The sequence below is a fragment of the Amycolatopsis acidicola genome (assembly GCF_007713735.2).
Taxonomy (GTDB): Bacteria; Actinomycetota; Actinomycetes; order Mycobacteriales; family Pseudonocardiaceae; genus Amycolatopsis_E; species Amycolatopsis_E acidicola.
The window spans coordinates 40,532-53,732 of record NZ_VMNW02000023.1 but is presented as its reverse complement, the minus strand read 5'-3'; the positions used below and the strand labels follow the sequence as shown (position 1 = coordinate 53,732).

At 73.0% G+C, this 13,201-nt stretch carries 15 protein-coding genes; 5 read left to right on the top strand and 10 right to left on the bottom strand.

The window, feature by feature from the left end; all coding sequences use genetic code 11:
* Positions 1–35: 35 nt before the first annotated feature.
* Positions 36–986 (bottom strand): nitroreductase family protein, encoded by a 951-nt coding sequence (locus FPZ12_RS17935; RefSeq protein WP_243769898.1) that lies wholly within the window; start codon positions 984–986, stop codon positions 36–38.
* Between the two features lie 101 nt (positions 987–1,087).
* Between FPZ12_RS17935 and FPZ12_RS17930 the strand changes: the two genes are divergently transcribed.
* Positions 1,088–2,086 carry a zinc-binding alcohol dehydrogenase family protein gene (locus tag FPZ12_RS17930; protein WP_208025894.1) on the top strand — a complete coding sequence of 333 codons (999 nt, stop codon included), beginning with the start codon at positions 1,088–1,090 and terminating at the stop codon, positions 2,084–2,086.
* On the opposite strand, the gene FPZ12_RS17925 is transcribed toward FPZ12_RS17930, so the two are convergent.
* On the bottom strand, positions 2,075–2,953 hold the full coding sequence (locus FPZ12_RS17925) for a universal stress protein (RefSeq protein WP_144748572.1): 879 nt from the start codon (positions 2,951–2,953) through the stop codon (positions 2,075–2,077). The genes FPZ12_RS17930 and FPZ12_RS17925 overlap by 12 nt on opposite strands.
* Before the next feature lie 2 nt (positions 2,954–2,955).
* Positions 2,956–3,531: an Rv1733c family protein gene (locus FPZ12_RS17920; protein WP_144748571.1), complete on the bottom strand. Its 576-nt coding sequence runs from the start codon at positions 3,529–3,531 to the stop codon at positions 2,956–2,958.
* 200 nt (positions 3,532–3,731) lie between these two features.
* Here FPZ12_RS17920 and FPZ12_RS17915 point away from each other — a divergent pair, with 200 nt between their 5' ends.
* The 3 genes from FPZ12_RS17915 to FPZ12_RS17905 are packed head-to-tail and all read left to right on the top strand — an operon-like array spanning position 3,732 to position 8,070.
* A complete protein-coding gene (locus FPZ12_RS17915) occupies positions 3,732–4,736 on the top strand; it encodes an Acg family FMN-binding oxidoreductase (RefSeq protein ID WP_144748570.1) in 1,005 nt (334 codons plus the stop codon).
* 22 nt (positions 4,737–4,758) lie between these two features.
* Positions 4,759–6,681: an ATP-dependent zinc metalloprotease FtsH gene (gene ftsH, locus FPZ12_RS17910; protein WP_144748569.1), complete on the top strand. Its 1,923-nt coding sequence runs from the start codon at positions 4,759–4,761 to the stop codon at positions 6,679–6,681.
* Between the two features lie 9 nt (positions 6,682–6,690).
* Positions 6,691–8,070: a wax ester/triacylglycerol synthase family O-acyltransferase gene (locus FPZ12_RS17905; protein ID WP_144748568.1), complete on the top strand. Its 1,380-nt coding sequence runs from the start codon at positions 6,691–6,693 to the stop codon at positions 8,068–8,070.
* Here FPZ12_RS17905 and FPZ12_RS17900 read toward each other — a convergent pair.
* Genes FPZ12_RS17900 through FPZ12_RS17890 form a run of 3 tightly spaced genes read right to left on the bottom strand, consistent with a single transcriptional unit; the run spans position 8,040 to position 11,379 of the window.
* Complete coding sequence (locus FPZ12_RS17900; RefSeq protein WP_144748567.1) at positions 8,040–10,301, bottom strand: heavy metal translocating P-type ATPase; 2,262 nt, start codon at positions 10,299–10,301, stop codon at positions 8,040–8,042. The genes FPZ12_RS17905 and FPZ12_RS17900 overlap by 31 nt on opposite strands.
* Positions 10,298–10,978, bottom strand: coding sequence for a CBS domain-containing protein (locus FPZ12_RS17895; protein WP_144748566.1), 681 nt, complete (start codon positions 10,976–10,978; stop codon positions 10,298–10,300). Before FPZ12_RS17895 ends, FPZ12_RS17900 begins: the two co-directional genes overlap by 4 nt.
* Positions 10,975–11,379: a hypothetical protein gene (locus tag FPZ12_RS17890; RefSeq protein WP_144748565.1), complete on the bottom strand. Its 405-nt coding sequence runs from the start codon at positions 11,377–11,379 to the stop codon at positions 10,975–10,977. Before FPZ12_RS17890 ends, FPZ12_RS17895 begins: the two co-directional genes overlap by 4 nt.
* A 108-nt stretch (positions 11,380–11,487) precedes the next feature.
* Between FPZ12_RS17890 and FPZ12_RS17885 the strand changes: the two genes are divergently transcribed.
* Positions 11,488–11,739 (top strand): PLD nuclease N-terminal domain-containing protein, encoded by a 252-nt coding sequence (locus tag FPZ12_RS17885; RefSeq protein WP_144748564.1) that lies wholly within the window; start codon positions 11,488–11,490, stop codon positions 11,737–11,739.
* Here the strand turns inward: FPZ12_RS17885 and FPZ12_RS17880 are convergent.
* Genes FPZ12_RS17880 through FPZ12_RS17865 form a run of 4 tightly spaced genes read right to left on the bottom strand, consistent with a single transcriptional unit; the run spans position 11,725 to position 13,132 of the window.
* Positions 11,725–11,910, bottom strand: a complete 186-nt coding sequence (locus tag FPZ12_RS17880) for a hypothetical protein (protein ID WP_144748563.1) — start codon at positions 11,908–11,910, stop codon at positions 11,725–11,727. The two genes, FPZ12_RS17885 and FPZ12_RS17880, sit on opposite strands and share 15 nt — an antisense overlap.
* A gap of 10 nt (positions 11,911–11,920) precedes the next feature.
* Complete coding sequence (locus FPZ12_RS17875; RefSeq protein ID WP_144748562.1) at positions 11,921–12,184, bottom strand: DUF1918 domain-containing protein; 264 nt, start codon at positions 12,182–12,184, stop codon at positions 11,921–11,923.
* Positions 12,165–12,545, bottom strand: coding sequence for a universal stress protein (locus tag FPZ12_RS17870; RefSeq protein WP_144748561.1), 381 nt, complete (start codon positions 12,543–12,545; stop codon positions 12,165–12,167). Before FPZ12_RS17870 ends, FPZ12_RS17875 begins: the two co-directional genes overlap by 20 nt.
* Positions 12,542–13,132, bottom strand: coding sequence for a CBS domain-containing protein (locus FPZ12_RS17865; RefSeq protein ID WP_208025891.1), 591 nt, complete (start codon positions 13,130–13,132; stop codon positions 12,542–12,544). Before FPZ12_RS17865 ends, FPZ12_RS17870 begins: the two co-directional genes overlap by 4 nt.
* Between the last annotated feature and the right edge of the window lie 69 nt (positions 13,133–13,201).

Sequence of the window (13,201 nt, the reverse complement as noted above, 5' to 3'; positions counted from 1 at the left end):
CCCGGGCGCACAGCAGGGTTTCAAGTCCCTTCGGCTCAGGACCTTGGGCCCGTGACCGGGTAACCGAACCGCAGGATGAGTTGCGGGAAACCGGCCAGGCCGAGCTCCGCGGCCAGCCCGGCGCGCACCTGGTGCAGCCGCAAGGGCCGGGTGAGCACCGAGCCCGCCAGGCCCCGTGCGACCGCGGCCAGCCAGATCTGTTCCATGACGTGCCCGGCGAGAAGATGGTCGCGGCGCGTGTCATCCGGCGTCAGCACCAGCACGAGCGCTTCGGCCGCCAGCCGCTTGGCCAGCGTCGCGGTGTCCGGCAGGTGCGCCCACGGCAACGCGGAGTTCCCGTGCGGCTCACCGAACGGCGACGACCACGCACGCAGTTCCCGCCGATACGCCACGTCGTCGCGCGGGGCCTGCCCGGCGTGGGAAAGGAATTCGGCCAGCGGGGCGGATTCGGCGGCCGGGTCGAGGATCCTGCCCATGGCGCCATCGCTGACGGCCGCGAGTCGCCGCCGCTCCTGTTCGTCGATGGCGCGGACGGCGAACGGCGAACGGTAGCTGTGGCGGCGGTAGATCGCCGAGTAGTGGCGGACCTCCTCGGGGGTCGCCTCGTGCCGGTGCGGCGACGTGACGCGGGCGAGCAGATCCAGGCGCCCGGCGTCCGGCAGCAGCACTGTTTCCGGCGCCCAGCCGAGCGCGCGCAGCGCAAGCTCGAGGTTCGTCAACGCCGCGCCGCCCGAGATCACCCGGTCCCGTCCGGCGGGGTCGTGGCGCCGCCGCCTCGCCCCGGCGTGGTCGTACAGGTCGGCGCCGGCCGCGCGGATCTCCGCGGTCCAGGGAACAAGGTTGTGCACTGAGGGTGCTTCGCCGACGGCGCGCGTGAGCACCGCTCTTTCCGCGCTGGACCAAGACATGCCCGCGCCCTCCTCGTTCGAGGTCGGAACGCCCAGCGTGGTGACGCGCGAGGACGGCCCGGTAGGTCCGGCGGACACTCACGCGGGGGTCCTTCGGCCCTGTATGCGGGGCCCCGGTCCCGCGACGCTGAAGCCGGAACCCTTGGGAGGACGTGATGACAAGCCCCGTGGCGGAGACCATGCGTGCCTGGCGGGTGCACTCCCCCGGCACTCGTCAAGCACGAAAGTTCGAGCAGGCCAGGGAAGCCGTGCCCCGGCCCGGGCCCGACGAGCTGCTGGTGCGGGTCCTGGTGTGCGGGGTCTGCCGCACCGACCTGCACGTGGTCGAGGGGGATCTGCCCGTGCACCGGCCCGATGTCGTGCCAGGGCACGAAGTCGCCGGCCGGGTCGTCGCCACCGGGGCGGAGGTCCTGGACTTCCGCGAAGGCGACCGGGTGGGCATCGCGTGGCTGCGGCACACCTGCGGGGTTTGCCGGTACTGCCGTCAGGGCTCGGAAAACCTGTGCGTCGCGCCGGAGTTCACCGGCTGGGACGCCGACGGTGGCTACGCCGAATACGCCACGGTCCCCGCCGCGTACGCGCATCGGCTGCCCGATGGCTACTCCGACGCCGAGCTGGCTCCCTTGCTGTGCGCGGGAATCATCGGCTATCGCGCGTTGCGCCGGGCGTGGCTGCCGGCGCGCGGGCGGCTCGGCATCTACGGTTTCGGGGCCAGCGCTCATCTCGCGATGCAGGTCGCGCTTGCCGAAGGCGCGACGGTGCATGTGCTCACCCGGGACGAGCGGGCCCGGCGGCTGGCACTCGAACTGGGCGCGGCTTCCACCGGCGGCGCCGCCGGCGTTCCCCCGGAACCACTGGATTCGGCGATTCTGTTCGCGCCGGCCGGAGAGCTGGTGCCGCCCGCGCTGGAAGCGCTGGATCGCGGCGGGACACTGGCCGTGGCGGGCATCCACCTTTCGGACATCCCCGGCCTGAACTACCGGCGGCACCTGTTCCAGGAGAAGCAGCTGCGCAGTGTCACCGCCAATACCCGGGGCGACGCAAGGGATTTCCTTGACTTCGCCGCCCGGCACCGGTTGCACGTGGTCACCACGCCGTACCCGCTGGACGAAGCCGACCGGGCGCTCGACGACCTGGCCGCCGACCGCGTGCACGGCGCGGCGGTGCTAGTGCCCTGACCCGGCGTTCACGAGCCGCGCCCACCATCGCACCGTCCCTGAGGAGCGGATGACGGCCACGGGCGCGGTGCCGTGCCCGGCCACGGACTGGCTCACCGAGCCCAGGAACAAACCCGTGAGCCCACCGTGCCCGCGGGTGCCGACGACGATCAACCGGGCGTGCCTGCCGAATTCGAGCAGGGTTTCCTCCGGCTTGCCGCGCACCACGAGGCATTCCGGTTCGATTCCGCCGAACTCGGCCGCCACCGCGGAAACCCTTTCGCGCAACGCCTTTTCCGCGTGGTACTGGGCCTGGACGGAGCCGCCGTGGCCGGCGATCCGCCAGGAGTGCAGCGCCGTGACGCCCGTGCCGGAGCGCAGGGCCTGGTGAAAAGCGAACCGCAGCACCGCCGTGGTCTCCGGCCCGTCGTCCACTCCGGCGACGACGTGGCCACTCTCGCGCGCCGGCCCGCGCACGATGACGACCGGGCAGCCCCCGTGCGTGGCCACCGCGAGTCCGGCCGACGCGCCGGTCAGCCGTCCGAGGCCGCCCCTGCCCCGTGACCCGAGCACCAGTTCGGCCGCCCAGCCGGCCTCCTCCACGAGGATGTCCCGCCGGTTTCCCTCGTACAGCACGGTTTCCACCTCCGCCGCCGTCCTCGACGCGACACTGCTCGCGGTGTTCAGCCACTGCTCGCCGCGGGCACGCCGGCCGGCGCTCTCCTCGGCGGGGTCGCCGGCGACCGCGGGCACCGGTTCGGCCACGTGCACCAGCCGCACCCGCAGGCCCCAGCGCACCGCCTCGGCCGCCGCCCAGCGGACCGCCGCCAGCGCCGACGCCGAGCCGTCGACACCCACCACCAACGCCCCGACGCTGCGGGAATCCATCGTCAGAACCGCTTCAGGTCACGGCTGAACGTGGCCCATTCGCGGGCGAGATCCGCGTGGCGGCGTCGGTTCAGCAGCATCCGGGCCACCCAGCAGAGCACGATCAGCAGAGCCACCGACGCCACCCAGGAGTACATCCCGACCCCGATCCCGGTGCCGAGCGCGTCGCCGGTGCTCCGCGGGCGGGCGACCGCGTTCCCGGCCCGGTCGAGCCAGATCGGGACCCGGGTGCCCGCGCGGGTGCCGGCGTCGGCGCTGACCCGGCCCGTCCGCGACTGCCCGTCCGGGAGCTGCCAGGTGGCTTCCGCCGTATGCACCCGGGTCGCGGGCGAGGTGTCGGCCTGCGGCACGTCGGTGAGCAGGACGGCGGTCGAGGGCACCCGGCTCGCCTGTTCCTCCGCGGCCTGCGCGGCGGTCTGGGCCCGCACGGCCGATCCGATCGACAGCGCGACCGGCACCATACCCAACGCCAGCGCCACGGCGACGATGACCAACCCCATCTCGAACCGGTCCCAGCGGCCGGTCAGCGGGTTCCCGAACGACGTGAGCCACCGGAGCCGGCGGCCGATCCAGTCCATCACGGTCCCTCCTCGGCGTATTTCCGAAGCAGAATCTCGCCCGCCGGGGCCGTGTTCCTAGAGGCGTTCGTCCCAGGTGCGCAGGCAGTGGGGAGGACCGAAAGTCCCTGGCGCCGGGGCATTCCGGCTCTGCTCGGGACCCCGCCCCGGTGCGAGTTTGAAGCGGTAGGCCGATTCCCGTTCCCGAGGCAGGTTTCGTCATGGACCGCGGACTTCCCGACGATTTCACCGTGCAGGCCGCCGTCGCGCTCGCCGCGCGTGCCCCGTCGATCCACAACACTCAGCCCTGGCAATGGCGGGTGGGCGAACGCACCTTGCACCTCTACGCGGACCCGGGCCTGCGGCTGGCCGAAACCGATCCGCAGGGCCGGGACCTGCTGATCAGCTGCGGCGCGGCGCTGCACCACCTGCGGATCGGGTTCGGGGTGCTGGGCTGGCGTGCCGAGGTGCACCGGCTGCCCAACCCCGCCGAACCCGAACACCTGGCGGCGATCGAACTGCACCGGCACGAGCCGGGGCAGGAGGAAATCTCGCTGGCCGCCGCGATCCCCCGGCGCCGCACCGACCGCCGGCGGCACAGTTCATGGCCCGTGCCGGACGGTTCCCTGCAGCTGATGTCCGAACGCGCCGCGCGCGAAGGAACGCTCCTGCGTGTCGCCGAGGACGCCACCCGCTACCACCTCGCACGGGCGATTTTCGAGGCCGCGCAACGACATGCCGACGATCCGGCGTATCGGGTGGAACTGGCCGCGTGGAGCGGCAGGCACGCCGCGCCCGACGGCGTGCCGAGCGCGAACACCCCGGCGCCGGACGACACACCCGGCGCGCTACCCGGCAGGCCGTTCGCCGATCCCGCCCTCCGCCAGCCCCCGGGCGCGTCGGGTGAGGACGACGAGAACGTGCTGCTCGTCCTGGGCACCACCTCCGACGACCGGCTCTCCCGGCTGCGGGCCGGCGAAGCCACCAGCGCGGTGCTGCTGACCGCGACCGCGCTCGGGCTCGCCAGCTGCCCGCTCACCGAGCCGCTGGAGATCGGCGACACCTGGGAAGTGGTGCGGGACAAGGTGATCGGCGGCAGCTACCCGCAGATGGTGCTGCGGATCGGGTGGGCGCCGATCAACGCCGACCCGCTCCCCGCCACCCCACGCCGCGACCTCGCCGACGTCCTCAAGCCCCTCGGCGAGCCGGTGGAACACCAGGCGTGAAGCGCCCGGGAAGGGACGCAGCATGTCGCGAACGGCGAAACCGGGGCCCCCACCGGACCCGGTGCGCAAACCCGACCCGCCGAAGCCGCCGGCCTGGCGGGCCTGGCTGCTGCCGGCCGCCGGGCTGCTGGCGCTGAGCCTGCTGTTCCTGCCCAGCATCCTGATGAACACGCCAGCCACGAAATCCCTGTCCTACACCGACTTCCTGTCCAAAGTGGACTCCGGGCAGGTGAAGACCGTGCAGATCGGCGACAAGGGCGCGGTGGACGGCACGTTCGCCGACGGCTCGGCGTTCACCAGCCAGCTGCCGACGGCGCTCGGGGACACCCAGCTGGCGCAGCGGCTGCAGGCGCGCAACGTGGTGATCACCGGCACGATCTCGTCATCCGGCACCAACTGGACCACCATCGTCCTGGTGGTCGGCGGGTTCCTGCTGTTCGCCGGGCTGCTCGCCTGGAGCGGGCGGAGCGCGCAACGCTCACTCGCGGGCGGGCTCGGCGGATTCGGCCGTGCCAAGGCGAAGATCATCGAGGCCGAGCGGCCGACCACCCGGTTCGCCGACGTCGCCGGATACGAGGGCGTCAAGCAGGAGGTCAGCGAGATCGTCGACTTCCTGCGCGACCCGGCGCGGTACGCCGCCGCCGGGGCGAAAGGCCCGCGCGGCGTCATCATGGTCGGCCCGCCGGGCACCGGGAAAACGCTGCTGGCGCGCGCGGTGGCCGGGGAGGCCGAAGTGCCGTTCCTCTCGGTCACCGGCTCCGCCTTCGTGGAGATGTTCGTCGGCGTCGGCGCGTCCCGGGTCCGGGACCTGTTCACCGGCGCCCGCGACCGCGCCCCCTCCATCATCTTCATCGACGAGATCGACGCCGTGGGCAGCCGCCGGGGCGTCAGCGGCGTCGGCGGCCACGACGAGCGTGAGCAGACACTCAACCAGCTACTGTCCGAAATGGACGGTTTCGACCAGGACAGCGGCGTCGTCGTCCTGGCCGCCACGAACCGCCCGGAAACGCTCGACGCGGCGCTGCTGCGGCCCGGCCGGTTCGACCGGCAGGTCGTCGTCCCGCTGCCGAACCAGGCCGAGCGGGCGGCGATCCTGGCCGTGCACGCCGGGAACAAACGCCTCGCGCCCGACGTGGACCTGGACCGGCTCGCCCGCGGCACACCCGGTTTCTCCGGTGCCGATCTGGCCAACCTCGTCAACGAAGGTGCCATCAACGCCGTCCGCGGCAACCGCGTCATCCTCACCCCGGACGACCTGACCGCGGCGCGCGACCGGGTCCTGCTCGGCCGCCGGGAAACCTCCAACGCCCTGCTGCCGGAGGAACGCCATTCGGTGGCGGTGCACGAATCCGGGCACGCGCTCGTGGCCGCGCTGTGCGAGCACGCCGACCCCGTCGCGAAGGTGACCATCCTGCCGGCCGGGATGGCTCTCGGCGCCACCGAGCAGCTCCCCGAGGCCGAACGCCACCTCTACAGCGAGGCCTACCTCACCGACCAGCTCACGGTCCGCCTCGGCGGGCGCGCGGCCGAACTCGTCGTGTTCGGGCAGGGTTCCACCGGGGCGGCCAACGACCTGGCCGGCGCGACCGATCTCGCGGTCAAGATGGTCACCGAGTTCGGTCTGTCCCCCGAACTCGGCCCGATCGGCTACCCGCGCGGCGAAGGGGAGTTCCTGCCCGGCGGCAAGGAACCCGCCCGGACCTACTCGGAACAGACACAGCACCTCATCGACGAAGAGGTGGCGCGCCTGCTCCGCGACGCGGAAGAGCGGGCCGTCCGGTTGCTCGGGGAGCACCGGCCGGCGCTCGACACGCTCGCCGGCCAGCTGATGCACCGCGAAACCGTCGACGGCGGCGCCGTACTCGACGCGCTCGGGCACGAGTACGAAACCGATCACCACGGGCCATCCCCGGCCGTGCTCGGGAACAGGGCCCCTTCGCACTGAGGAGCGATCATGGACACGCTCAGTCCCCTGGACGCGGCATTCCTCGAAATCGAGGACGCCGAACCGGAATCCTCGCTGGCGATCGCCTCGATCGCCGTTCTCGAAGGACCCGTGCCAGCCCAGGAAGAACTCGTCACCGAGTACGCGGCACGGCTGCCGCAGGTGCCCCGCTACCGGCAGCGGATGCGGCGGGTGCCCTTCGACCTCGGGCCGCCGGTATGGGCCGACGACCCCGGCTTCGACCCGGCGAAGCAGTTCGAGCGGATCGCGCTGCCCGCGCCGGGCGACGAGGGCGCCTTGTGCGAACTGGTCGGGCTCATCATGAGCGAGCGGATGGACCGCTCCCGGCCGCTGTGGCAGTGCTGGGTCGTCGAAGGGCTGCCCGAGGGCCGCTGGGCGCTCGTGTCCAAGATCCACCATTCTCTGGCCGACGGCGTGTCCGCGAGCGCCCTGCACGAGCTGTTCTTCCGCGTCGAGCCCGCTCCCCCGGCGCCCGTCTGGCAGCCCGAAGACGAACCGGGCCCGTTCACGTTGCTGGGCTCAGCGGTGCGGCGGCTGGTGACCGGGCCCTTCACCGAACTACCGGTGCTGGTGCGCACGATGCTGTCCCCGGAGAGGCTCGCCCGGCGGATCGCCGACACCGCGCGCGGGATGGCGGCACTGGCGACAGCGCTCGTCCCCGCCGCGTCTTCGTCGCTCACCGGCCCGGTCGGCAGGCAGCGGCACTACGAGCTCGCGCACACCACGCTCGCCGACCTGCTCGCCATCAGCCGGTACTTCCGGGTGACCCTCAACGACGTGGCACTCGCCGCCGTCACCGGCGCGCTCCGAGCCGTGCTGCTGGACCGCGGCGAAGACCCGGCCGCCGACACCGTGCGCAGCCTGGTCCCGGTCTCCGTGCGCGATTCGTCCACTATGGACAATCAGATTTCGCTGCTGCTGCCGGTCCTTCCGGTGGACCTGCCCGATCCGGTCGAACGGCTCACCGCGGTGCACCGGCGGCTGACCGCGCTGAAACGGGAGAAGGAGGCGGAAGCCGGGCTCACGGTCACGACGACCGCCGCGCACGGCCCGTTCCCGCCGGTCGGCTGGGCGCTGCGCGCGGCCGCGAAACTTCCGCAACGCGCCATCACCACGGTCACCACGAACGTCCCCGGCCCCGCGCACCGGCTTTCCCTGCTGGGCCGCGAAGTCGTCGACCTGTACCCGTACGTGCCGATCGCCGTCCGGCTGCGCACCGGCATCGCGATCCTGAGCTACGCGGGAAAGGTGACGTTCGGGATCACCGCGGACGTCGGCACCGCCCCGAAAGCCGGCCTGCTGTCCGGCACGATCGAGCAGGAACTCGGCGCCCTGCGTCACCTGGCAGGCGGGGCGAGCGAGAAGTAGGCCTCTTCCTCCTGCGCGAAATGCAGGTTCAACACCGCGTCGAGCCCGTAGAGCGTGGCCCGCACGTCGTCCACCTGGTCGGGCTCCAGCCCGGCCGGGGACTCCGCGAGATGCCGACCGAGCCGCCGGATCAGCCGGACGATCTCGGCGTGCCCGCGGCTCATCGTCACCGTGGTCTCGGGCCCGCCGAGCACCTCGTCGAGCACGGGGTACAGCTGGTGCTCTTCCGCCATCTCGTGCGGCAGCAGGCGGCCCACCAGGAGCCGGTAGGCCGCCCCGACGGCCGCGTCCGCGTGCGGCCCGGTGCCTTCGGCGAGGCTGTCCGCGGCGTCCCGCACGGCGGCCCGGACCGGCAGCAGTTCCGTGTGCTCCCGGGCGAAACGGGTCAGCAGCGGGTCCGCGGCACGCGCGGGCTTCCGGCCGCGCAGGATCCGCAGGGAGTTGAGGATGACGGCGACGTCGATGGCCTCCTGCACCACGGCGCCCGCCACCGGGACCAGCAGCCCGAACGCCGCGACGGCCATCGCGAGCAGAGACAGCCCCGTCCCGGCACCGGCGCTCTGCACCGCCAGCCGGCGCGTGCGCCGGGCGATCTCCATCGCGTCGGCGAGATGGGCGATCCGGTCGTCGAGGATCACCGCGTCGGCCGCCTGTGCCGCCGCGGTCGACCCCCGCGATCCCAGCGCGACCCCGACGTCGGCCGCCGCCAGCGCGGGCGCGTCGTTGACGCCGTCGCCGACCATCACGGTAACGCCGTCCCGGCGTTCGGCGCGGACCCGCCCGATCTTGTCCGCCGGGGTGGCCCCCGCCTGGATCTCGTCCACCCCGACCAGCCCGGCGACCTCAGTGGCGTTGTCGACGCGGTCACCGGTCAGCAGCACGACCCGGTCGATGCCGGCGGCACGCAACCGGCGGAGCGTCCGGGACGCGTCCGGGCGCACCCGGTCGCGGACGAGCAGCGCGGCGACCGGCTCACCATGCCGGCGCACCCACACCAGCGACGCGAGGTCCAGGTGGCTGCGGCGGGCCGCGGCGCGCGCCCACGACGGCAGGGCGGTGCCCGGCGCGAACCTGCCCACCTGGATCCGTTCCCCGGCCACCGTGCCGCACGCGCCGAACCCTGGCTCCTCGGTCACCGAGTCCGCCGCTGCCAAGGGAATTCCGCGCTGTCGCGCCGCACGGACCACCGCGGCGGCGAGCACGTGCGGCGAGTACTGCTCGACCGCCGCCGCGAGGCCCAGCGCCTCCTTCGCGGTGACACCCGGGGCCGCCACGACCGCACCCACTTCCGGCTGCCCTTCGGTGACCGTGCCCGTCTTGTCGATGGCCAGGCGCGACGCGCGGCCGAGAAGTTCCAGCGCCCCACCGTCTTTGACCACCACGCCCGCGCGCGAGGCGCGGGAGAGCCCGCCGGTCACCGCGACCGGGACCGCCAGCAGCAACGGGCACGGGGTCGCGGTCACCAGTACGGCGACCGCGCGCCCGGGTTCGCCGGTCACCAGCCAGGCAGCCGCCGCGATCGACAGCGACAGCGGCAGGAACCAGACGGCGACGCGATCGGCGAGCCTCGCGACCGGAGCCGAAGCGGCCGCGGCCTGTTCGGCCAGCCGCACCACCCCGGCATACGTGCTGGCGTCCGCGCGCGCCGAGACCAGCAGGTCGAGGGCGGCGCCTGCGTTGACGACGCCGCTGCGCACCGCGTCCCCGGTCGCGCGCGCGACGGGTTCGGCTTCGCCGGTGAGCGCGGATTCGTCGAAAAGCCCGTCCGCCAAACAGGTCCCGTCCGCGGGAACCACCTCACCGGGCCGCACGACGACCCGGTCGCCGGCGCCGACTTGCCCGATCGCGACGGTCACGGGTTCCCCGGCACGGCGTACGTGCGCGCGCTGGGGCGCCCGGTCGAGCAACGCGGCCAGGTCCCGGCGGGCGCGCCGGCCCGCCGCCGCTTCCAGCAGCTTCCCGGTGGCCACCATCGCCGCGATGATCGCCCCGGCCAGGAACTCTCCGATCGCCACCGTGCTCGCCAGCGCGAGCACCGCCAGGATGTCCGCGCCCCACCGGCCCGCCCTCAGGTCGGCCACGACCCACCACACCGCCGGGACCAGGGCCACCAGGTCCGCGGCGGCCCACAACACGTCGGCGGGCATGCTGCCGAAGGGGCGCGCGATCGCACCGGCCGTCAGAAGGAGGAGCACGGCAGCGAGCAGCCACGCTTCCCGGGACCGTGTCATTCCCGGTGCCACACGTCGTGCAGGACGCCTTCGTTCGCCGGCTCGGTGCCCCGGACACGGCTGTCGTCGAAGTCGAAGGAGAGGTCGCCGACCACCCCCACGACGCCGGGCACGCGCGCGGCGAGTGTTTCGGCGATGGGCACCAGGCTCTTGCGTTCCAGCTTCCCCGACAGGGTCGCCACCCCGTCCGTCACCGAGACCGAGATGCTCGCGCGCGGCACGCACAGCGCCCGCTCCACCACCTCGAGTTCGATCTCCTCGCGCAGTTCTTCGTCCGGGCGCGCGAAAAGAGCGATCAGGTCGGCCCGGCTGACCACCGCCACCAGCTTGCCGTAGGCGTCGACGACGGGGAGCCGTTTGACGTTCCCGCGCGTCATCCGGCGGGCCGCCTCGGCGACGGTGGTGTCCGCGGTCGCGGTGATCGCCGGGCTCGTCATCAGCTCCCCGGCGGTACGCGCGTCGCGCTCGCGCGAGCGCCGCCACCGTCGCGGCGGGACCTGTTCGCGCATCAGGTCCGCCTCGGAGACGACGCCGACGACGGTGCGCTCGTCGTCGACCACCGGCATGGCGCTGATCCGGTAACCGGCCAGCAGCCCGGCCACGGCCTTGAACGGCGTGGTCCGCCGTACCGAATGGACCTCGGACGTCATCACGTCCCGGACCCGCGTCGTCTTCATGATGTCCTCCTGAACCGCCGGAGACCGGCGTGGGCGATGAGCAGCCCGGCGAAGGCGAAGACCGGCTGCAGCCAGCTGTAGGTCCGCACGAAGCCGATCTCGACCGCGATCCAGCCGATGAGCATCGAGCCAGCGACGACCGCCGCGACGCTGGTGTACGCGTTGCCGCGGCTGCCGAAGCAGGCGACGACCGTCATCGGCACGCCGACGACGAGCGCGAGCGCCACCCCGGCGAAAACCGTACTGCCCCAGGGAAGACGCGCGGTCACCTCGGCCCCGAGCCCCAGCACTCCGGTGATCAGCGCGGCCGCGCCCGCGTACGCCAGTACCGCGACCAGCCCGGCGCACGCGGCGAGGACCGGACGCCGCGCCGTGTCGCGCGGCCAGTCGATCCTGTTCATCACCACACCTTCTGCCCGCACGGCGGAGTGCTCCAGAGCCTCAGGTCCCGGCGGGCGGCGACCTTGGGCCCTTCGGCGCGGCCTGTTCGCGGCGCAGGGTGGAAAACCATGACGCACAAGAAGTGGTCCGAACTTTCCGGCCTGGCCAAGGCGAACATCATCGGTGCGGGCGCCGTCCAGCTGGCGCTGGCCGCGGACGCGTGGTGGGACCTCTCGCGCCGGCCCGCCGACGACGTGCGCGGCCCGAAACCGGCCTGGGCGCTGATCATCGCCGTCAACTTCGTCGGCCCGGTGGCGTATCTCCGGCTGGGCCGGCGATCGGGACACGGCATCCCGGTGCCGCCGTCACCGGCCGACTGACTCGTCTTCCGTTTCGCCGCCGGGCTTTTCCTGGCTGCGGCGCTGTTCCGCGGCCAGGTAACGCCGGATGTTCCGCTCGGCCAGCTCCGCCGTGCCGTGCGAGGGCGAGACGCGGTCCTGGGCGCTCTCGCGCGCTTCCCGCGCGGCCCGCAGACTTTCCTTGTCGGTCATGGCTTTTCTCCTATCGGGAGTTGCCGGACAGCTCGTCCTGCACCGCGTCGAACCGCTTACGCGCCCGCTCGTCGGCCTCGGCCAGCTCGGCCGGGGTCAGCACCCTGGCGTCCGGTCCGGGGAAACACAGCGAAGTGTGGCCGTCGGACAGCCAGTGCACGAGGAACGGCGGCGAGCCATCGGCGGACCGCACTTCGAGGATCTGCCCGCGTTGCCCGGCCACGCCGGTCGTGTGGCCCTCGATGGCGATCCAGTCACCCGCGCGCGCGTGCATGGCTCGACCCCTTCGCGGGGATGATCAGCAGCGGGCATCCGGAGTTCTTCCGCAGGGCGCGGCCGGTCCGGCCGGGCCGTCGTCCCCGCTGTCCCGTCACCAGCAGCTGCGCCCCGGCGGCCTGGTCGAGCAGGTGCCTGCCGGGATGGTCGTGCTGCACGATCCAGTGCGCGGTCACCTCGGGGAACCTCGCCTCCCAGCCCGCCAGCGCGCGGCGCATCCGCAGGATCCCGTGCGGCGCGGCGTCGACGTGCACGACGACGAGCGGCGCTTTCCGCGTCCTGGCTTCGCCGAAAGCCGCGGCGAGCACGGCGTCGCTCGCCGGGCCGCCGTCGACACCGGCGACGACCGGCGGGTTCACGACCGTTTCCGTTCATGCTCGACTTCGCCTACGTAGCACCGGGCCCGGATCACGCCCGGCACGCTTTCCGCGAGCACGACCGCGACCTCGTGGTCCTTTTCGCTCGCGTACCGGTCGATGATGGTGGCTTCGCCGTCCGCGACGTCGACGATCCACCGGTCCGCGGGAGGGAACACCGACAAGCGGCGGGTGACGTCCTCGGCGAGCTTGGCATCGGGCCGGGCGAGCGCGCGCAGGAAATCCCGGCGGGTGACGACACCGGCCACCTTGCCGCGATCCATCACCGGCAGGCAGCGCACGCGGGTATCGAGCATCAGCCGCGCTATCCGCGTGGCGTCGGTGTCGATATCGACCGTGCGCGCCACGGGGTTCATGACCTCCCCGACCGTGGCATGCGAACGATGCGGCTGCTCCGGAAACCGGTCGGCGAGGAGGTCCGCCTCGGTCACCACCCCTGCCAGCCGGTCCTCGTCGATCACCGGCAGCGCCGTGAATCCGCGCTGCACAAGGATTTTCTCCGCCACGGCCACCTCGGTGTCCGGCGTGGTGGTGACGGCGGGGCTGCTCATGATGTCCCGGGCGCGCATGGTCTTTCCTCCCTGTCGGTTTCGCTGCCGAGACTCCCCCGCGCGCACCCGCCCGGCGAAGGGTCCTTC